This is a genomic window from Mobilibacterium timonense, assembly GCF_900155555.1.
GTDB lineage: Bacteria > Bacillota > Clostridia > Peptostreptococcales > Anaerovoracaceae > Allobaileyella > Allobaileyella timonense.
This window is the reverse complement of the sequence record NZ_FUHN01000006.1, coordinates 436,124-455,439: the sequence shown is the minus strand read 5'-3', so window position 1 is coordinate 455,439 and position 19,316 is coordinate 436,124. Positions and strand designations below refer to the sequence as shown.

The following is a 19,316-nucleotide window of genomic DNA, read 5'->3' as shown; positions in this document are numbered from 1 at the left end:
GGCGCTTTTTATTATGCCTTCGTATTCTTGCTACCCGTGAACGGGTCTATGTACTCCTTCAATGTTAATTGATCATTTGCGATATCTTCTTGCAGTTGGTTTCGTATGTATTCTGCGATTGCCTTTTTGTTTCTGCCAACTGTATCGACATAATAGCCACGGCACCAGAAATGCCTGTTCCCATACCGATATTTCATATTCGCATGTCTGTCGAATATCATCAGTGAGCTTTTTCCCTTCAGATATCCCATCACTTGCGATACGCTGTATTTTGGCGGAATTGATATCAGCATGTGTACATGATCAGGGCACAACTCCGCTTCTATTATTTCTATGCCTTTCTGATCACACAACTGCCTAAGTATCTTGCCAATATCCTCTTTTATTTTTCCGTAGATAATTTGTCTCCTGTACTTCGGCGCAAACACTACGTGATACTGACACCGCCACTTCGAATGTGTTAAACTATTGATGTCGGTTTTGGTAATATTACCCATCGATTTATTCCTCCTTTGTTACATGAGTGCGGTTGGAAGCCTCATTCATGATATCACAGGAGGTTTTTTCTTGAAGCTAAAGCTTCTTACTCCACCGGCTTAGCCGGTGGTTTTTTTACACTAAAGATCACAAGAAAAAGGGCGATCAAAACGGCAGCTCCTGTCGTTTTGATCGCCCTCATAAATTCGTTTTTCACTATATCACCTGGCATCACCCAGTGACACATAATTACACTAATGTCTCTTTCTGAAGTATTCTTTTACGTCGCCGTAGAGCTTGTCGAACTGCTCCTGGCGGCCGTCGCCGGTGTAGGTCTCGGCGATCTGATGTCTTTTGCCAGACTTGTCTGTGAGGAAAAGGGCTTTTCGGATGCGCTCTTCGATGCCGACCTCGAATTTTTTCATGTTCTTCAGCTTGTAGATGTGGAGCTCTCTTCCATCGACCACTGCGTAGTTCGGGGTGAGGATGAGGCCGAAGGCGTCGTAGATCTTGCCCTCGTTGACTTCTTTTTTGAACTGTTCGAGGTTGCCGCGGACCTTCTCCATCTCACGGGAGTAGTTTCTGTACTGGGTCCAGACGGTCACCAGGAGGAGGACTCCCATGATGAGGGAAATGTAGCCGGAGACCTGTTTTGCAAAGGCAACGAGGATCCCCACCACGATGAGAAGCATGGCGATGAGGCCGTGGTTCCTGATGCTCTTCTTTTGTTGTCCGGTGATCTTCTCGAAATTCGTCATCGTTCTTTTCCTCTTTCATGTGTTTTCTCAGTGCAGTGCCGCAAACGCAACGCGGACCGTCAGAGCTTTTTTACCTGGAAGTCTCCGAGCCGGACGCTCCCCCGGCCTCTGCCGCCGCTATATCGTTTGCCGCTGCCGCCTCTGCGGCTTCCATTTCCTCGTTTTCCCTGTCGTTGGTGAGCCCGAGTCTGTCGAGGATGTAGAACACCAGCCCGAGGACCATGCCAACTACCGTGGCCAGGGACATTCCGGTCAGCTGAACAGAGCCGATCTGGATGAATGCCCCGGAGAGTCCGGTGATGAACACGACGGATGTGAGAGCCAGGTTTCTAGGCTTGCTGTAGTCGATCTTGGAGTCCACCATGAGCCTGATACCGGAAGCGCCGATCATACCGTAGAGCAGGAAGCTCACGCCGCCCATCACGGGAGCCGGAATGGTCTGGATGAGGCCGGAGGCTTTTCCGATAAACGACAGCGCAATGGAGAACAGCGCGGCACCGCCGATGACCCATACGCTGTAGACTTTTGTTATTGCCATTACGCCGATGTTCTCGCCGTAGGTCGTTGTAGGCACGGAACCGCAGAGTCCGGACAGCGTCGTGGAGATACCGTCTGCGAACAGAGACCTCTGCAGGCCCGGATCCTCCAGCAGGTTGTAGCCCACGATCTCGGAGGTCACCACCTGATGTCCGATGTGTTCCGAGATCACCGTGAGCGACGCCGGGATTATGATCAGTATGGCCTGAAGGCTGAACTTCGGAGCCATGAAATTAGGCAGGTCGAACCATGTCTCCTGGTTGAGCTGTGTGAAATCCACGATGCCGGCCATGAGTGCCGCCACGTATCCGATAATGATTGAGATCAGGATCGCTATTGCAGAGGCGAACCCTCTGAAAAGCACCTGTCCGAACACCGCAGCCAGAAGTGTCACCAGGAAGACGATGACGAACTTCGGGTTGATGTGGGTGTAGGTATCGGTGAGGACGATGCCTCCGTTCTGAGCTGCGTTCCCGGCGAGCTCAAGACCGATCAGCGCCACGACCGGGCCCATGGCCGCAGGCGGGAGCACGACGTCGATCCATTTTACCCCTACGAACTTCACCAGTATGGCCACAGCCATGAAGATCAGTCCCGTGATCACGAATCCGCCAAGGGCGTACTCATATCCCAGCTTCGGGTTGTTGATGACCAGAAGTGCCGGGGAGATAAATGCAAAGCTGGAGCCGAGATAGGCAGGAGCCTTTCCCTTGGTTATCAAAATGAAGAGAAGAGTTCCGATACCGTTCATCAGCAGGGCGATCGCCGGGCTTATCCCAAGGATGAAAGGCACCAGCACCGATGCGCTGAACATCGCAAATGTGTGCTGAATACTCAGCGGGATGCCGTGCGACAGAGGCACTCTCTCGTTTACGCCAATAACTCTTCTCTCTTTCATAAACACATCCTTCCATTAACCGCAGTAAAAAATTCCTAAATTATTATACCGGCGGAGGGATGTATTTCAAGGAAAAGTTGCTTCCATGAGGGTCCCTGCAAAAAAAACATGCGGCCACGCGCAGTATCCCGGGAGTCCTGCGAAGCTGCGGTCAGTCCGGGGCGTGTGCGAGGCCGTTCACGAAGATATGCGTAGATATGCGTAGATATGCGCAGATGTGCGAGGATGCCTCAGTGCGCAGCTACTTACAGCTTGCTGTCGAACCAGTCGCCCAGGTCCTCGTAGACCTGCTCCCTGTCGTTTTCGTTCAGGATCTCGTGTCTGTCTCCAGGGTAGAGCTTGAGGGTCACGTCCTCCATGCCGAGGCCCTTGTACTTTGCAAGGACTGCCTTGCAGGCCTTCTCCCCTCCCACGGGATCCAGTTCACCGGAGATGATTAGCACCGGCAGGCCACGGGAAAGCTTTTCCGCGTCCGCATTATGAGCCAGGTCCTGCAGCACCTTGAAGAAGTCGGCATAAGCGGAGACGGTGAAGCTGAATCCACACAGCTCGTCGGCCATGTACCTGTCCACGTTCTCCTCGTTCACGGAAAGCCAGTCCACCGGAGTCCTGTTCGGCCTGAACGGCTTGTTGTTGCTTCCGAGAGCCATCTTGTCGAGAGTACTGCTGATGTACATGTTTCCGTGATGCTTTTTCTTGTTGTTGGCGATGGCGAGTCCCACTGCCGAAGCGGCTGCCGGCTGATCTCCTGTTCCCATGACTACCGCACCGGCGATATCGTCAGAATATCTCGTTATATATCTCCTCACGAGGAAAGATCCCATGCTGTGCCCCAGGATGAACACGGGCTTGTCCGGCCACAGCCTCTTCGCCAGCTGCGTCACACCGTACATGTCCAGGATGACTATCTTGTCCCCGTTCTCTTCCGCAAAAAAGCCCAGCATGCTCGGATCCGTCACAGATTTTCCGTGTCCCAGATGGTCGTGTCCGATGACTGCGTATCCCCTCGTGGTGAGATATCTGGCGAACTCATCGTACCTGTCCATGTACTCAGCCATTCCGTGCACCAGCTGCACCACCGCCTTCGGCTCCTCGTCAGGAGTCCATGTGATGACATGGAGCTGAGTCTTCTCATCAGTGGAAGGGATCGTCATTTCTTCCTTCTTCATAGCCAACCTCTTTTCTGCTTTTTCTGCTCAAACTGAAGTGATAACTAATTCACGGAATGATCCATGGTGGCAGCCGCGGCCGCCTTCATCTCCTCCTCCGCTATCTCCTGGTCCGCCCTGTCCTTTTCCTCCAGGGCACGTATATGTTCCGGGGCTCATGGCCATCATTATAGTCCTTTGAGGTGCAACAGGCTATGGAATAAGGGGAATTTTTATTATATACTCGTCTCACGAAACGGTTCTGGGAAACGCCCGTCCGCAGGTTGGCGGATCCCGGCGATGCGGTCACGGCGCCGCAGGTAATGGCAAGTTAGTTCAAGGTCATGGAAAAAGGAGAAAAAATGCTTTCGTTCCAGTGCGACTATACCGAGGGATGTCACGAGAAGATACTTGAGGCCTTTGCCTCAGTGAACAGAGAACAGTATTCCGGATACGGCTTCGATCCTTTTACCGAGTCCGCGAAGAACAAGATCCGGCAGGCATGCCAGTGCCCTGATGCCGATGTCTTCTTCCTCAGCGGCGGCACCCAGACCAACGCCATCGCCATCGACTCCATGCTCCGCCCATACGAGGGTGTGATCTCGGGAGACACCGGCCACATCAGCATCCACGAGGCTGGGGCCATCGAGTTCCTGGGCCACAAGGTGCTGACCGTCCCGTCCAGAGATGGCAAGATAAGCGCCGCCGATGTGAGAAAGCTCCTCGAGGATTTCTGGGCTGACGGAACATACAGCCACATGGTGTTCCCGGGCATGGTCTACATCTCCCAGCCGACGGAGCTGGGAACGCTGTACACGGCAGACGAGCTGAGGAGCCTGTCCTCTCTCTGCCTGGAGTACAAGATACCTCTTTATATAGATGGGGCTAGACTGGGATACGGCCTCATGGCCGACACTGACGTGACCCTGCCGATGCTGGCAGAGCTGGCCGACCTTTTCTATATCGGAGGGACCAAGGTCGGCACCCTCAACGGGGAGGCCCTGGTGTTCACAAAAAACAACACCCCTGACCACTTCGACACCATCATCAAGGAGCATGGTGCCCTTCTGGCCAAGGGTCGTCTCGTCGGCATCCAGTTCGATACTCTGTTTACCGACGGTCTCTATTACGAGCTCGGGGCCAACGGCATCCGCCGCGCCATGGAGCTCCGGGAGCTTTTCCTGTCCCGGGGCATTGAGCTGTATATCGATTCACCTACGAACCAGCAGTTCTTCGTCATGAAGAACGAGCTGATCCACCGTCTCAGGGAGAACGTGATGTTCGAGCTGTGGGGACCTGAAAGAGAAGCCACCACTCCCGTGCGCTTCGTGACCAGCTGGGCCACCACCGGAGAACAGATCAGGGATCTGGAAAAATTCCTCGATCTGGCTCTGGAAGAGACCGGCATCTAGCGTTTCTGCGCCCCGGTCCGGCCGTCGCCGCACATCAGGCGCTGACGACCGAGCTGAGAAATTCTTTCAGTCTGGTGCTCTTAGGAGCATTGAAGATCTCGAGAGGATCCCCCTGCTCTTCGATCTTCCCGCTGTTCATGAACACCACCTTATCCGATACCTCTTTGGCGAAGCCCATTTCGTGGGTCACCACCACCATGGTGGTATCCGCCTGGGAAAGCTCCTTCATCACCTGAAGAACCTCCCCCGTGATCTCAGGGTCCAGGGCAGAAGTGGGCTCGTCAAAGAGCATTATTTCAGGGTTCATCGCCAGGCCCCTGGCGATCGCCACCCTCTGTTTCTGCCCGCCTGAAAGGCGGCCCGGGTACTGGTCCCTCTTGTCTGCCAGCCCAACCTTTTCCAGGAGCTCCATCCCCGTCTTCTCAGCCTGTGCCTTCGGCACACCCTTTACCTTCACCGGAGCATAAGTTATGTTCTCCAGACACGTCATGTGAGGAAAGAGGTTGAAGTGCTGGAAGACCATACCCGTCTCCGCGGAGATCCTCTTGAGCTCCTTTTCGGGAAGGTACACGGTCCTCCCGTTCTCCTCCCAGGCGAAGCGCTCGCCCCTCAGTGTTATCTCTCCGCCGTCGATCCTCTCAAGGCAGTTGATGCACCTGAGCAGCGTGGATTTTCCGGATCCCGACGGGCCGATGATCGCCACCGTCTCACCCTTTTCCACAGAGAGACTCACCCCGTTGACAGCCGACAGGCCGCCGAAATTTTTTACTATGTTCTTCATCTCGAGAATCGCCATTTCATCCCCCCTCGCACTAAGCGCTCTGTTCGTCGTACCTGGAAAAGCGTTTTTCCAGCCTCGTGAGTATCACGGTCATGAAGAAGGTGAAGACAAGATAGAGGGCTGCGGCTATGACGTATGCCACCAGCGAGCCGTCCCTGTTCACGATCTTCTGGGAGACCCTCATTATGTCCACCAGGGCGATGGATGATGCCAGAGCCGTATCCTTGATGAGGACGATCACCTCGTTGGACACAGGCGGCAGAACGACTCTGAAGGTCTGTGGCAGGATGATACCGAAAAGGGTCTGAGACCTGGAAAGTCCAAGGGACTTGGCGGCCTCGTACTGGCCCCTGTCGATGCTGTTGATCCCTCCTCTGTATATCTCCGCGAAGTACGCAGCGTAGTTCAGCACGAAGGTGAGTGACGCCGTTGCAAAGGCTGTCATCCTTATCCCCATGTTTATAGGGAAGAAGAAGTAGAAGAAGAAAAGCTGGAGCATCAGCGGCGTTCCCCTGAACACGAACACATATGCTTTGAAGATCAAGCTGATGATCCTGATCCTGCTGTTTTCCCCGAGGCACACAACGAGGCCCAGTGGCAGCGAAAAGATCAGCGTCACGCAGAACAGCTCCACAGATACGACGGCCCCCTGCATCAGTGCGGGGATTATCATTCCAATATATTCAGCCATTAGACTCCCTCCGGCTCTTCTCAGAGAATGAGGCTGAAGCAGCGCCTCAGCCTCGCGAACATTTTGTTTTCAGATCGCTTTTCAGCCTATTTTCCGTAGCCCTTGAATACCACCAGGTCCTTGCCGAACCATTTGTTGCTGATCTCGGCTGCCTCACCGCTGTCGATGGTCTTCTTGAGAGCAGCGTTGAACTTCTTGGTCAGCTCGGTATCGCCCTTCCTGAAGCCCACTGCGTAGTAGTCAGCTCCGAAGTTGAAATCGGACTCGTAGAGCTTGTCCTTGTTTGCGTTGTTGTAGATCGCATAGACCTCGTCGATGGCGACCACGTCGATCCTGCCGGCCTTCATGTCCAGGATGGCTTCGTCGTATGTATCATACTCGGAGATGTTGTCCTTGAACTCGTCATATTTCTTGTTCTTCTCGATGGCTTCGAGGGCAGAGGATCCGGCCTGTGTGCCGATCTTGTAGTTCTTGAGATCGTCCGCGCTCTTGATGTTGATGGACGGATCAAGAGACATCACGAGGATCCTGTTCTCCAGGTATTTCTTGGAAAGTGACATGCTCTTCTGTCTGTCAGGCGTGGCGGACATTCCGTTCCAGATGCAGTCGATATTCTTGGATTTCAGTTCAGCCTCCTTGGCATCCCAGTCGATAGGCTTGAACTTCACCTTAACTCCCAGCTCCTTGCCGACTGCCCTCGCCAGGTCGATGTCGAAGCCGACCAGCTTGTCGTTCTCATTTCTAAAACCCATCGGCGCAAAGGTATCGTCCAGTCCGATGACCAGAGTGCCCTTGTCCTGGATGTAGTCCCAGTCCGTCTTCTCGCCCACGGAACCGCAACCTGTCAGGATACCCATAACTCCCGCCAGCATGCAGACCAGCGTCACTGTCAAAATCTTCTTTTTCATGATGTTCTCCCTGGTGCTCTATGAATGTAGCACGTTATCGTAGTAAAGTGTCGTGAGTAAAAATATTTACCGCTTTATCGGAATAAAGCGGTAAAGCACAGTGATATGTTACATTAGTGGCCATACTATGTCAAGTGGAAGATAAGTTCTCTCTGCGATACAGAAAGATCACCTCTGCCATGCCGATCTCGCTGCATGACTTACCTGATCTTCTCCTAGCCGAAAAACCTCTTTATCTCCGCCCCGGCCGTCTCCGGGGAGTCGGAACCGTGTATCAGGTTCTCTGTAGTGGTGTTGGCAAAATCTCCTCTGATAGTGCCTGCTGCCGCGTCTTCAAACTTCGTGGCACCCATGAGGTTCCTCATACCAAGGATGGCGTTTTCCCCTTCCACGATCATGGCCAGGACCGGGCCGGACATCATGAACGCCTCCAGGTTCGGGTAAAAAGGCTTGTCCACCAGGTGGGCATAGTGCTCTCTCAGCTTGTCGCTGGTCAGGTGCATCATCTTGGCGTCCACGATCTTGTAGCCCTTGTCCTCGATCCTCGAGATGACCCTGCCCATCAGGCCCCTTCTCACGCAGTCAGGCTTCAGCATGATATAAGTTCTTTCAACAGCCATTTTCCTTTTCCTTTCTCCGGCTCCGCCGGTATCAGTTCTCCCCTTCCACTATTTTCTGAAGCTCCATGAATCTCCTGACCTTTCCAGTACTGGTCTTGATCATAGGCTCATCAGTGACGATGATCTTTCTGATCCTCTTGTAAGGCGGTGTGGAGTCGTTGATCTTTTCCACGTCTGCCTTGATCAGGTCGTATATCTCGTCCCGGGTCTTGTCCGGGAACGCTTTTTCGTCGTACACCAGCTTGAGCGTGACTATAGGATCCCTGTCGTTGCCGCCGTCAGGTACTCCGAGCACGATGTTCTCCAGCACGTACGGCAGCTGGCTCACTTCCTGCTCCAGCTCCTCCGGGAAAACGTTCTTGCCGTTCCTCAGGACGATCACGTTCTTCTTCCTGCCGGTTATATAGAAATAACCGTCTTCGTCACACCAGCCCAGATCTCCCGTGTGGAACCACCCGTCCTGGAGGACTTCCTCTGTGGCCGCCTGGTTTCCGTAGTATCCGGTCATGATGTTCTCGCCCCTGGCGATGATCTCCCCGACGCCGTTCTCGTCCGGCTCGTCGATCTTCATCTCCACTCCCGGGATCGGCTGTCCCACAGATCCGGATCTCAGCTTGTCAGGCCTCTCGGCAGAGAGAATAGGAGATGTCTCGGTGAGTCCGTATCCCTGGATGCAGGTGACGCCGAAGTCGTTCATGGCCTTGATGCACTCAGGATCCGCGGCTGCCGCGCCGAGGACTACCAGCCTCATGTGGCCTCCCAGCGATTCCTGGATGCTGGCGAAGACCCTGCGGCGAACGTCGATCCGAGCTTTTCCAAGGCCCCGTGCAAAGACTCTCATGGCCTTGACACCCAGGTTCATGTTCTTCTGGTCGATCGACTTCCTTATCTTCTTGTAAATTGTCTCCACTATCAGAGGCACTCCCACGAAGACAGAGACGCCGTATTCCTTGAAGTTGGACTGCAAGTGCTTCAGGCCGTCGCAGTAGACGGTCCTGGCTCCCGCCGCCAGCATCACCCACTGGCCCGTGCCCCCGAAAGTATGGTGATACGGCAGGAGTGCGATATTAGTGTCCTCCGGGAAAATTATGTTCATCCTCATGACGCTGTCCACGTTCGCCACGATGTTGTGCTGTGTCAGCATGACGATCTTGGACTGGGAAGTCGTCCCGGATGTAAAAAGCAGTGTGGAAACGCGGTGGGCATCGATCTCCAGTTCATCGATGTCTCTTGCACCGTTCCACAACTGGGCGATGCCGGCTCCCATTAGGTCGAATATCGTGGTCTGCGAGCTGTCGCCGACCACTCCGTAGAGCGGGAACGCCTCCTTGAGCTTCGTCTCACCGGAAGCCATGGCCTTTTCCACGTTCTCTTTTTCCTTCTTATCGTAAAAGATCGCCGTGACCTCCGAGCGCACCAGGCACTCCAGGAACTCGTCGTATCTGAGCTCCTTGTCCAGTGGCACGGAGACGCCTCCCTCCACCTGGATCGCAGCGTTGGCCAGCACCCACTGGTAGCTGTTCTTTCCGATGATGGCGATCCTCTGGCCGCCGTATCCGCGGGCCATCAGGGCCTGACCGAGGCTCCGGACCTCGTCCCAGAACCGGGAATATGTGATGTCTCTGTATTTTCCTTTTCCTTCCTTCAAGGTGAAGGCGATGCGGCTGCCGTAGTTCTCAGCCGATCCGGTGATAAGCTGCCTGAAGTTTTCCAATATTTACCTCCAACTTCCCCGGCCTTCCCCTCATTCAGGCCGGAAACTCCGTACATATTACTATTTCACGGGGCGAATGGCAAATGGAGTTTGACCGGGTGCCGGTGGCGCTTCAAATCTTCGGATAGCGCTTCAAATGCAGTTCAATATTATTTTCAATGGTGATATAATTGTCGGGCTTGTGTACCGCGGTCAATTCCGCGGTACGACATCCCGGCTGGCTGAGAAATCCGGGAATCCGGGCGGCCGGACACTTTAAATAAAGAAAGCAATATGGAGGATTCGATTTGATCAATAAGAACACTGTAAAAGAGTACGCTCTCATCACCGTGGCATCGTTTCTCGTGGCGACCTGCGTCTTCTTTTTCCTGATGCCGAGCCACACGGCCATGGGAAGCGTAACGGGACTCGCGATCGTCCTGACGAACTTCACTCCTTTTTCCGTAGCCATTCTCACCCTGATCATGAACATGATACTCCTGGTGGTGGGCTTCATCTTCGTCGGCAAGGAGTTCGGGGCCAAAACCGTCTACACTTCCATCGCGATCCCGCTGTTCCAGCGCATGTACGAGGTGCTCCTCCCGAACAACCAGTCGCTCACCGGCAGCCAGACACTGGACGCCCTGACATACATCGTCTCGGTGAGCTTCGCCATGGCCATGCTTTTCTCGCTGAACGCGTCTTCCGGCGGACTGGACATCATCACAAAAATAATGAACAAATACTTCCACATGGAGATCGGCAAGGCCTTTTCGATCCTCGGAACGCTCATCGCCCTCACCGCGGCGCTGGCCTACGACAGCAAGACCGTGGTCATCTCAGTGCTGGGCACCTACTTCCAGGGCATCGTGCTGGATCACTTCATTTTCGGGCGGAACATCAAGCGCCGTGTGTGCATCCTCTCCGACCACGAGGACGCGATCGTGGACTACGTCCTCCACACGCTCCACAGCGGGGCCAGCATCTATGAAGTAAAAGGCGCCTACGATCAGGTAGTCCGCCACGAGGTCCTTGTGATCGTGGACAAGAACGAGTACCAGAAGCTCATGACCTTCCTTTCGAAGGAGGACCCGAAGGCCTTCGTCACCGTGTACAACGTGGGCGAAGTGAGATACAACCCGAAGCCGGTGGAGTAGTTTCGGGGAAAAATCGTCATAAAAATAACTCACAACTATTGAAAAAAGCGATCTTTTCTTTTAGTATCATTCCAGGAACGATTCCATTCGCTGTTTCCATGTAACCCGGGAGAAGTCCAATGGAAAAGGAAAAGATCGAATACCTTGCCTACACTTTGATCGCTATCATCACCATAGCGATAGTGGCATCGAAGGTGTACCTGGTAAAAAGAGACAAGCTGTAGAAATGCAGCCTGTCTCTTTTTTTCAGGATATTGTGATCCATGCACCGGAATCCGGAGGTGTGACCCAGCGAGCGTGGTTGGAGCACCAGCGAGCAGTACTGGGCGCCGTTTTCCGGACCTCTACTGCTCGATTCCGGCTCGGCGAGCAGTACCAGGCGCCGTTTTCTTGATCTCTACTGCTCGATTCCGGCTCGGCGAGCAGTACCAGGCGCCGTTTTCCGGATCTTTACTGCTCGATTCCGGCTCGGCGAGCAGTACTGGGCGCCGTTTTCCGGATCTCTACTGCTCGCTTCCGGCTCGGCGAGCAGTACCAGGCGCCGTTTTCTTGATCTCTACTGCTCGCTTCTTGCTCGGCGAGCAGTACCAGGCGCCGTTTTCCGGATCTCTACTGCTCGATTCCGGCTCGGCGAGCAGTACCAGGCGCCGTTTTCCGGATCTCTACTGCTCGCTTCTGGCTAGGCGAGCAGTACCAGGCGCCGTTTTCTTGATCTCTACTGCTCGCTTCTTGCTCGGCGAGCAGTACCAGGCGCCGTTTTACGGATCTCTACTGCTCGATTCCGGCTAGGCGAGCAGTACTAGGCGCCGTTTTCCGGATCTTTACTGCTCGCGACCGGCTCGGCGAGCAGTACCAGGCGCCGTTTTCCGGATCTCTACTGCTCGCATCCTACCCAGGCATCGGCTTCGCACACCCATGCGGGCTGGCGACTTGTGTACGGATGTATGCGGGTTCGAGCTATGTTACAAAAATGCAGTAAGATGCAAAAATATCACATAGGATTTGCATTGAAAGTAAAATCATATATAATTCCAGTAAATAAAGATGCAGCAGGATGCATTTTTGTATCACAGGAAAGAAGGGTGAAATGGAAATAGCACGTGATATATTTTTGAACAAGCTGATCTCCAAGAAGAACAACGGCCTGATCAAAGTCGTTACGGGTATGCGCAGATGCGGGAAATCATACCTTTTATTCAACTTGTTCAGGGATCATTTGAAGAGCGAAGGTGTTCCAGACGACCACGTTATTGAAATGGCCTTTGATTCATTTGAGAATAAGAAGTACAGGGATCCAGAGGCTTTTTATCAGTATCTTGTTGACAGGCTGAAAGATGATTCCATGTATTATGTTCTTCTTGACGAAGTGCAGCTTCTCGATGACTTCGAGGATATACTTAACAGCCTTGCCCGCAGGAGAAATACTGACGTTTACGTAACTGGCAGCAATGCAAAGTTCCTTTCTAAGGACATAATCACAGAATTCAGAGGACGCGGCGATGAAGTGCGCATGTACCCGCTCACCTTTTCCGAGTACATGACCGCATATACCGGAGACCGCTACCAGGGATGGCGGGACTACGTTCTGTATGGAGGGCTGCCGCTGATCTTCTCATTTCAGACGCCTGACCAGAAATCGGATTTCCTGAAAGCGCTTTTTGAGGAGACCTACATTTCGGACATTACCGGCCGCAACAACATACGCAACAAAGACGAACTTGAAGAGCTCCTGAATATTCTATCTTCCGCAATGGGGTCACTTACTAATCCAAACAAACTTTCCTCCACCTTCAAAACCGTAAAGAACAGGAAGATCAGTCCCACCACCATCAAACGGTACATCGACTACCTGTGCGATGCATTTCTGATCGACAAGGCTATCCGTTATGACATCAAGGGGAAAAAATACATCGACACTCCCGCGAAGTATTACTTCACCGACCTCGGCCTGCGAAACGCCAGGCTCAACTTCAGGCAGGTAGAAGAGACGCATGCCATGGAAAATGTGATCTTCAACGAATTGAAGGTAAGGGGATACAACGTAGACGTGGGGATCGTTCCCGTCAGCGAAAAAAATCGTACTGGAAAAAGCGTCCGGAAGCAGCTCGAGATCGATTTTGTGTGCAATCGCGGTTCGAAGCGTTACTACATTCAGTCGGCATTCGCCATGCAAGATGAGGAAAAGGAAAAGCAGGAACAGAGGTCGCTTCTTTCAACGGGCGACGGCTTCAAGAAGATCATCATCACGAAGGATGCGCTGGCACCGCTGTACAATGAGGATGGCATCCTGGTCATGAGCATTTTTGATTTCCTGCTTGATCCGCACAGCCTGGAGATATGAAAACTATTTGCCGCAGGACCTCTCCATCTCCTCGTCGTAGAGTCTCATGATCCTCCGCAGCAGCTCGTTGTTCACGTCCATCTGCACGTCTCCGATCCTCCGGATGGGAAGGACCTTCGGGGATGTCCCGCTGATGAAGGCCGCATCGTAATCGCCGAGAGACTTCGCGGAGATGATACACTCTTTTACCTCTATGCCGCTGGCCCTGCAGATATCGATGATCTTTTTCCGGGTCACCCCCTGCAGAACGCCCGATTCCGAGCAGGTGTACACCACGTCCCCGCGGATGAAAAAGATGTTGGAGCGGCTCCCTTCGGTTATGTCGCCGTTCTGGTCCGTCAGGATGACCTCGAAAACGCGGTCCCGCGCGATGATCTCGTTGGTCGCCTCGCGGAGGGCCAGGTTGCGCTTCTTTACGTGGGGGTCGGTGCGGACGGCGCGGTAAAGCTCGGTGTCCACTCCTTTTTCGTAGTCGGCGGGCGCCGGGTACACGGCGTTCATGAGCATGAGATAGACGTCGCTTCCCGTGCGGTCGCCCGGGATTATGATCTTCACGTTGTCGTTCGCGACGCCGTTGGCGTCAAGGAGCTTCTGGATGAGTCCGCACATCTCGTCCAGGGAAAAAGGTATGTTCTTTCCGACGCCATGCAGCGACCGGGCGAGCCTGTTGTAGTGGTCCTCCGCAAAAAGCGGTCTCCCGTTGATGACCCGGATGACGTCGTAGACGTAATCGTCGGACGCGTCTTTTTCTATGTAAAATTCTTTTTCGTCTATGAGCTGGCCGTTCTTGACGACTCTTGAAGTCTGTTTTCTCATTCCCTCACTACCCGCTGTGCTTAGTTTCACCTTACTGATGCCGCTCTGCAAGCTGCCGGCCGGACCTGCGGCGCAAGGCGCCTGGCAACATGAGCAACTTCCAGAGATACGCGACAAGGGTGATTATAACACAACGGGGCGGGTGTTTATCTGGAAAAAACAAGTCAACGAAGTGCATCCAGTGTATAACAAAAGCGACTAACTGAATTTCAGTCAGCCGCTATGATTCGAAACGCCTGGTACGGCGATTTATGTTTTTACCACCAATGATGCGCTATGGTGCGCTTTATACTGATCGACACTTCATACTGAGCCGGATTTTACACTAAGCTCTTGAGAATATATACTCCGTCATGCATGGTATTGAGGTAGATATATCCACGATCATCCACAACCACATCTTCTGCAGTTCCCAAAGGTTTGTTGGCCATCTCCAGTTCCCACAACGGCTTTTCAGGGTTTGGCGGAATGAAATATGCGATCTCTTTAGGCACAAATGGGTCGGACACGTCATAAACCCTGAGACCCGCATGGAAATAGCAATCATATACTCTGTCTTTCCTGTTCTCCAGCCATGGCTTGTGGCTCATAGGCTCGTGAAGGTTATGCGGCCCCATAGGACCTGGATAGTCCATGCCGCAGTAGTTGAAGTTCTTATACGGGAAGTCCTCCGGCACCTCCGGATAAGGGAACACTGCGATCATCACCGGATCCGTAGGATCGGACACATCGAACATCTCAATGCCGCACATTGCCTGAGTTCCGAATTTATCGTGAATCTCCTTTGAGTAGCACCAGAACCGTTCACCTTCCTGCATGCCCACAGCATAATTTGTTCCCAGAATCGGCATGAATGTATGGCACAGAGCTCCGCCGAATTTGGTGGCAAATGGAGGCGTCATCTGGACCTCTCCCAGAACCTGAGGTAACTGAGGGTTGGAAATATCCAGGATCTTGAATCCTGCTCCCACACAACTGATGTAAGTCAGGTTTCTGTCCGTATCTGCAAATGGGAAGTGGACGTAGCCCGGATAGGTGTCAAAGCCGTTCCAACCATGGATATTCCTCTCCTGTGTGGCTTTAGTCTGGTTTCCAAGAAACTGGCCTGGATTCCACCAGCGTCCAGCCTCCACAGGATTCCTTGGATCGGATATGTCGATGATCCTGTAAATATAACCGATAAAACCTGGGGCGGTTGCCGACAGATGCAGATATTTTCCTCCGTTGTAAGTGAAACGGTGAACTCCTGCTCCCGGGTTATCATCGTCACCAGTAGCCCAGAAGGACAACTTCTCTGGGTGTTCCGGATCATTTTTCAGGCTGTAGATATGTACGCCGCCTGGTGCCGGCTTATAGTGTTCCGGAGCAGGTCCGTGGATGATCGGAATACAGTTGCCGTTGGCTACGATCATCAGGTCGTCACAGATCTGGACCTTAGGGGTGGACATATAGGAATACTCCTCTGGATCCATTACCGGCATGTACTGGACGTGTCGTGGATGAGCCGGATCCGTAACCTCAATTATCTCCACGCCATAGCCATAAAAACAGCCCCCGTAAAGATAATATCGTCCATCCTTCGTTTTATATAACTGTGTCTGGAACAGGTAATGATCGTCGGCATCATGGAAGCTGACTACCTCCATGTTCTTTATATACCCCTCATTACCTGGTCCTTTGGCATAAAATTTTTCACTCATTTGGATACTCCTTGCTTACAGTCTTGCAGCCCATTAATTCTCTGGTTTGATCGGGCTGATAAAGTCCTTGTACTTCTGGAGACGAGTCTTGTATGTATCTGTTTTCTTGAACTCCATCTGAGCTCCCAGGGCCCGTCCGATGTCCTCCATGTGGGCGAATTTACCGCTGAGAACATCATGGGCAATAGGAATCTGCTTTTCCTCATCGTAGATGAAGCTTGGTCCATTCTCAGTGATCTCCATTCTGCCTACGATGCCGCACTGGTTGCACACTACATCACCATTTTCAGCGAAATAGAACTCCCGTCCATGGCAGTGAGGGCAAACTCCCGGCTCGCTCTGATATGTAGCATTATCCGGGTCCTTGCATGCGTTATACATATTGACGCCTACCTGATGGATCTCAGCAAGCTTTGCGTCGTCGCCCATGATGTTCAGGGAATGATCGTAAAACTTGTTGTCTATGATCTTCCACAGTGGTGTCATGGACTGGATAAAGCAGTCAGCCTGAACACGAGTGATCCACTCGGAACCGCCGAAGGAAATGTAGCTGACGCAGATTTTGTTGTTGATGTATCTAGGATCAATGCTGCCTGGTGCAGTCTTCTCACCGATCATGCAAGTTGCCTTGTCCATTCTCGGTCCAAAGCGGTCCATGATGTTATGGAAAACGCCTGGAGCTCCTTCACAGAAGATCGGAACGGCGAAGATGATTCCGTCGGCATCGTACATCTTGTCGACCAGCCACTCGAAGTCATCGTTTATAACACACTTATTGCCTTTGCCGGAAAAAGCCTTGGCGCTGCAGGCGTTGCAGCCTGTGCAATGCTGTATGTTCAGGTCCATGAGGTGGATGAATTCCACCTCTGCGCCCATTTCCTTTGCTCCCATCAGAGCCTCTTTGCACATACAATCGTTATTTCCGTTCTGACGGCCAAGGGAAATACCAAGAATCTTCATGTTTCTTCCTCCTAATATTGCTCTGTCTTAGATTAACGCATTGTCAGATAGCCGCGATACTGCTTCAGATTGTCGCAAGCGGCCATGTCTGTCAGGAACATTCCTACAATGTTATGATTGGACTTGAGGAATGGGAACTTAGCCTGTGGAGCCTGTTCTGGAGCAGCCTTTGCCCAATCAGGCTTAGCCATGTCCTTAGTGCCCTCAACAGCAGCAGCGTACCATTCGTCCGGACCGTCGAACCACATTTCTACCAGGCGATGGAACTGGCATCCTACTACATCATGGTAGATCTTGCTGGACACAAAACGGTTAACCTCCGGACGGCCCTGGAAGTAAGGAACAAATACTTCGTTGAACCACTTCTCCCCAGCCTCTTCATCTGGCCAGCGCAGAACAAACTGCCAGCGGTAATTAGGACCATCATCTACAGTACGTCCCGCTCCCTTGTAATCGTCCTGCCAATTCATTGGTACGTGAGCAAATACGAATGGAGGCATTCCATTGTCACCGCCAGATGCTCTGGCCTCATCACCGTCCAGGTTAGCCATAGCAGCAACAGCCTCATCGGAGTCAGGAATCATTCCCTGCCAGCGGAGAACGTCAGCAGGCATTCTTTCAGCAAAAATATTGTTTGACATCTCCGGGGTCATTTCGTTGACTGTCCAGTAATGCTCTGTCATCTGCATGCGGCGGGTACCGAAACGCTCTCCTTCTGGTGGCACTGGAAGCGCATTATAGAAAGCATATTTGCTGCAATATGGCTCGAACTTGCTGATACTGTCAGGTACATGAACAGCATATACCCAGTGCTGAAGAAGATGACGATACTCCTCACGGACACAGTCTACATAAATAACACTGCGCATAGGGCGATACTCAAAAGACATAGGTGAATCCTCCTTAATTTGTTCAGGTAATTATTAAGTATGTTGTTATTAACATGTTTGTTATTTGTTTGATTAGATTCTCTCACTTTCACCGCCGGATTTGAAATAAGTATTCCTTTAAAGGCCATATCAAAAATGTTATGATGTTCTCGGAAACATTGACGCTAAGAAGGGCAATAAAGAAGGGCGATAAACATGAACGACAATCAGATTATCTGTTTTCTGGAAGCGGCTAAAGAAAAGAATTTTTCCCGTGCAGCGGAAAATCTCTACCAGACACAGCCGGGAATCAGCCGTACTATTGCCTCACTGGAGAGGGAATTAGAAACTAAGCTGTTTGTCCGCACCCCTGGGAAACCCCTGGAACTTACGGAAAGCGGACAGATTTATTATGAAGCTTTTTCAAATATTCAAAAGGAATTTCAATCTGCCCGCCAGAAGTGCGACCAGCTCAAGAGACGGTCTTCCAAGATCCTCCGGTTCGGTTACGCTTCCGGCTGGACCATCTCCCACTTCCTTCCTGCCATGATGAATGTTCTGGAGCAGGAGTACCCGTACATAAACATCGAAGTGGAATGTCATCCCTTTGACAACTTGTTCCAGCTGGTGCTTCAGAATGACCTGGACCTGGTCCTGACCATAGATAACCGCCTGTTTGATTCACCTCAGCTGGAGCGAAAGCCCATCTACCAGCTGCCAAAGGTGATCCTGTACCCGAAGCACTTTCCTCACCCCACTTCACCACTGCAGTTTAAGGATGAAACGTTCTTCATATTTGATGACAAAACATCTCCTGATATCAATGATGAGGTCACGAGGAGCTTTAAGCGCTACCACTTCAGCCCTAAAATCAAGCTGGTAAAAAACCAGGCCACCATGATCTCCAAGGTGGAAAACGGACAGGGCGTAGCCATCATGGACCTGTGGAGCCAGCCAGTATACATGGATCAATTCGATTATTTTACCCTGGATGACACCCATCCCATCGTGCTGGCATACCGCAAGGAATGTGAGAACGACCCCACCATCCTGTCGCTGCGAAGAACCCTGGCGAAAGAACTGCCGGATCTGATTTCCAACTGCTGACGGCCTTGGGCACCCCCTGACCTCATGGGGTATGAGATATATTTTTGCAAAAAAAGTCCCCGCAGATCTGCAGTCTGCGGGAGTCCGGAAGGAAGGTGCTCTGCGGGATTTATACTGTCCAGGTGGAAATTTCAACATACTAAGACATGTATTTATTTGCAACGATCAAGTTAAAATGCGAATTCAAAATTCAACGAGAAAACAGCTCCGGCAATGACAGGAGCTTATCTATTGCCTTCTGGGAAATGAAGGCAATTTGATCATATCCCGGATACACCTTTATCTTCACAGTATTCGATCCATGATAAACGATCATGCCTTCACCCCTCTTTCCTTCAGATATTCAGCGATATTCTCTACCACAAAATCCGTGCTTTGGGTGTGAAGGATATCATAAAAGACATTCTGGTTTCGTTTCCTCCAATTTTATTTCCAACCTGTCG

18 protein-coding genes are annotated in these 19,316 nt (G+C 52.1%); 4 read left to right on the top strand and 14 right to left on the bottom strand.

The annotated features are described in order from the left end of the window. Positions 1-11 precede the first annotated feature (11 nt). The 4 genes from tnpA to BQ7382_RS02875 all read right to left on the bottom strand — a co-directional run bounded on the left by tnpA (position 12) and on the right by BQ7382_RS02875 (position 3,839). Positions 12-497, bottom strand: coding sequence for an IS200/IS605 family transposase (gene tnpA, locus BQ7382_RS02890; protein WP_077390623.1), 486 nt, complete (start codon positions 495-497; stop codon positions 12-14). Between the two features lie 234 nt (positions 498-731). Next, positions 732-1,235, bottom strand: coding sequence for a hypothetical protein (locus BQ7382_RS02885; RefSeq protein WP_077390622.1), 504 nt, complete (start codon positions 1,233-1,235; stop codon positions 732-734). A 70-nt stretch (positions 1,236-1,305) separates the two neighbouring features. Continuing rightward, positions 1,306-2,670 carry a uracil permease gene (gene uraA, locus BQ7382_RS02880; protein ID WP_077390621.1) on the bottom strand — a complete coding sequence of 455 codons (1,365 nt, stop codon included), beginning with the start codon at positions 2,668-2,670 and terminating at the stop codon, positions 1,306-1,308. Positions 2,671-2,915: 245 nt separating this feature from the next. Continuing rightward, positions 2,916-3,839, bottom strand: a complete 924-nt coding sequence (locus BQ7382_RS02875; protein WP_077390620.1) for an alpha/beta hydrolase — start codon at positions 3,837-3,839, stop codon at positions 2,916-2,918. A 323-nt stretch (positions 3,840-4,162) separates the two neighbouring features. Here BQ7382_RS02875 and BQ7382_RS02870 point away from each other — a divergent pair, with 323 nt between their 5' ends. Continuing rightward, positions 4,163-5,230: a threonine aldolase family protein gene (locus tag BQ7382_RS02870; RefSeq protein WP_328587311.1), complete on the top strand. Its 1,068-nt coding sequence runs from the start codon at positions 4,163-4,165 to the stop codon at positions 5,228-5,230. A gap of 34 nt (positions 5,231-5,264) precedes the next feature. On the opposite strand, the gene BQ7382_RS02865 is transcribed toward BQ7382_RS02870, so the two are convergent. From BQ7382_RS02865 to BQ7382_RS02845, 5 genes are all read right to left on the bottom strand, one after another. Next, positions 5,265-6,026: an amino acid ABC transporter ATP-binding protein gene (locus BQ7382_RS02865; protein WP_077390618.1), complete on the bottom strand. Its 762-nt coding sequence runs from the start codon at positions 6,024-6,026 to the stop codon at positions 5,265-5,267. 16 nt (positions 6,027-6,042) lie between these two features. Further along, positions 6,043-6,702, bottom strand: a complete 660-nt coding sequence (locus BQ7382_RS02860) for an amino acid ABC transporter permease (protein WP_077390617.1) — start codon at positions 6,700-6,702, stop codon at positions 6,043-6,045. An 86-nt stretch (positions 6,703-6,788) separates the two neighbouring features. Beyond that, the gene (locus tag BQ7382_RS02855; protein ID WP_077390616.1) at positions 6,789-7,610 is read right to left on the bottom strand and encodes an amino acid ABC transporter substrate-binding protein; all 822 of its coding nucleotides are present in this window, start codon (positions 7,608-7,610) and stop codon (positions 6,789-6,791) included. A gap of 215 nt (positions 7,611-7,825) precedes the next feature. Continuing rightward, positions 7,826-8,230, bottom strand: a complete 405-nt coding sequence (ndk, locus tag BQ7382_RS02850; protein ID WP_077390615.1) for a nucleoside-diphosphate kinase — start codon at positions 8,228-8,230, stop codon at positions 7,826-7,828. A 31-nt stretch (positions 8,231-8,261) separates the two neighbouring features. Then, positions 8,262-9,944 (bottom strand): AMP-dependent synthetase/ligase, encoded by a 1,683-nt coding sequence (locus BQ7382_RS02845; protein ID WP_159437208.1) that lies wholly within the window; start codon positions 9,942-9,944, stop codon positions 8,262-8,264. Positions 9,945-10,231: 287 nt separating this feature from the next. Between BQ7382_RS02845 and BQ7382_RS02840 the strand changes: the two genes are divergently transcribed. Next, complete coding sequence (locus BQ7382_RS02840; RefSeq protein ID WP_077390613.1) at positions 10,232-11,080, top strand: YitT family protein; 849 nt, start codon at positions 10,232-10,234, stop codon at positions 11,078-11,080. A gap of 1,087 nt (positions 11,081-12,167) precedes the next feature. Next, positions 12,168-13,421 (top strand): ATP-binding protein, encoded by a 1,254-nt coding sequence (locus tag BQ7382_RS02835; protein ID WP_077390612.1) that lies wholly within the window; start codon positions 12,168-12,170, stop codon positions 13,419-13,421. 3 nt (positions 13,422-13,424) lie between these two features. On the opposite strand, the gene BQ7382_RS02830 is transcribed toward BQ7382_RS02835, so the two are convergent. The 4 genes from BQ7382_RS02830 to BQ7382_RS02815 form a co-directional block, all read right to left on the bottom strand. Further along, positions 13,425-14,237 carry an aminotransferase class IV gene (locus tag BQ7382_RS02830; RefSeq protein WP_077390611.1) on the bottom strand — a complete coding sequence of 271 codons (813 nt, stop codon included), beginning with the start codon at positions 14,235-14,237 and terminating at the stop codon, positions 13,425-13,427. Positions 14,238-14,557: 320 nt separating this feature from the next. Next, positions 14,558-15,937: an LVIVD repeat-containing protein gene (locus BQ7382_RS02825; protein ID WP_077390610.1), complete on the bottom strand. Its 1,380-nt coding sequence runs from the start codon at positions 15,935-15,937 to the stop codon at positions 14,558-14,560. Between the two features lie 33 nt (positions 15,938-15,970). Continuing rightward, positions 15,971-16,897, bottom strand: coding sequence for an NAD(P)H-dependent oxidoreductase (locus BQ7382_RS02820; RefSeq protein ID WP_077390609.1), 927 nt, complete (start codon positions 16,895-16,897; stop codon positions 15,971-15,973). 32 nt (positions 16,898-16,929) lie between these two features. Continuing rightward, the gene (locus tag BQ7382_RS02815; protein ID WP_077390608.1) at positions 16,930-17,787 is read right to left on the bottom strand and encodes an acetyl-CoA hydrolase; all 858 of its coding nucleotides are present in this window, start codon (positions 17,785-17,787) and stop codon (positions 16,930-16,932) included. A gap of 195 nt (positions 17,788-17,982) precedes the next feature. Between BQ7382_RS02815 and BQ7382_RS02810 the strand changes: the two genes are divergently transcribed. Further along, complete coding sequence (locus tag BQ7382_RS02810; RefSeq protein WP_077390607.1) at positions 17,983-18,873, top strand: LysR family transcriptional regulator; 891 nt, start codon at positions 17,983-17,985, stop codon at positions 18,871-18,873. A gap of 312 nt (positions 18,874-19,185) precedes the next feature. Here BQ7382_RS02810 and BQ7382_RS09855 read toward each other — a convergent pair whose 3' ends face one another. Beyond that, positions 19,186-19,263 (bottom strand): hypothetical protein, encoded by a 78-nt coding sequence (locus BQ7382_RS09855; RefSeq protein WP_077390671.1) that lies wholly within the window; start codon positions 19,261-19,263, stop codon positions 19,186-19,188. Positions 19,264-19,316: the final 53 nt, after the last annotated feature.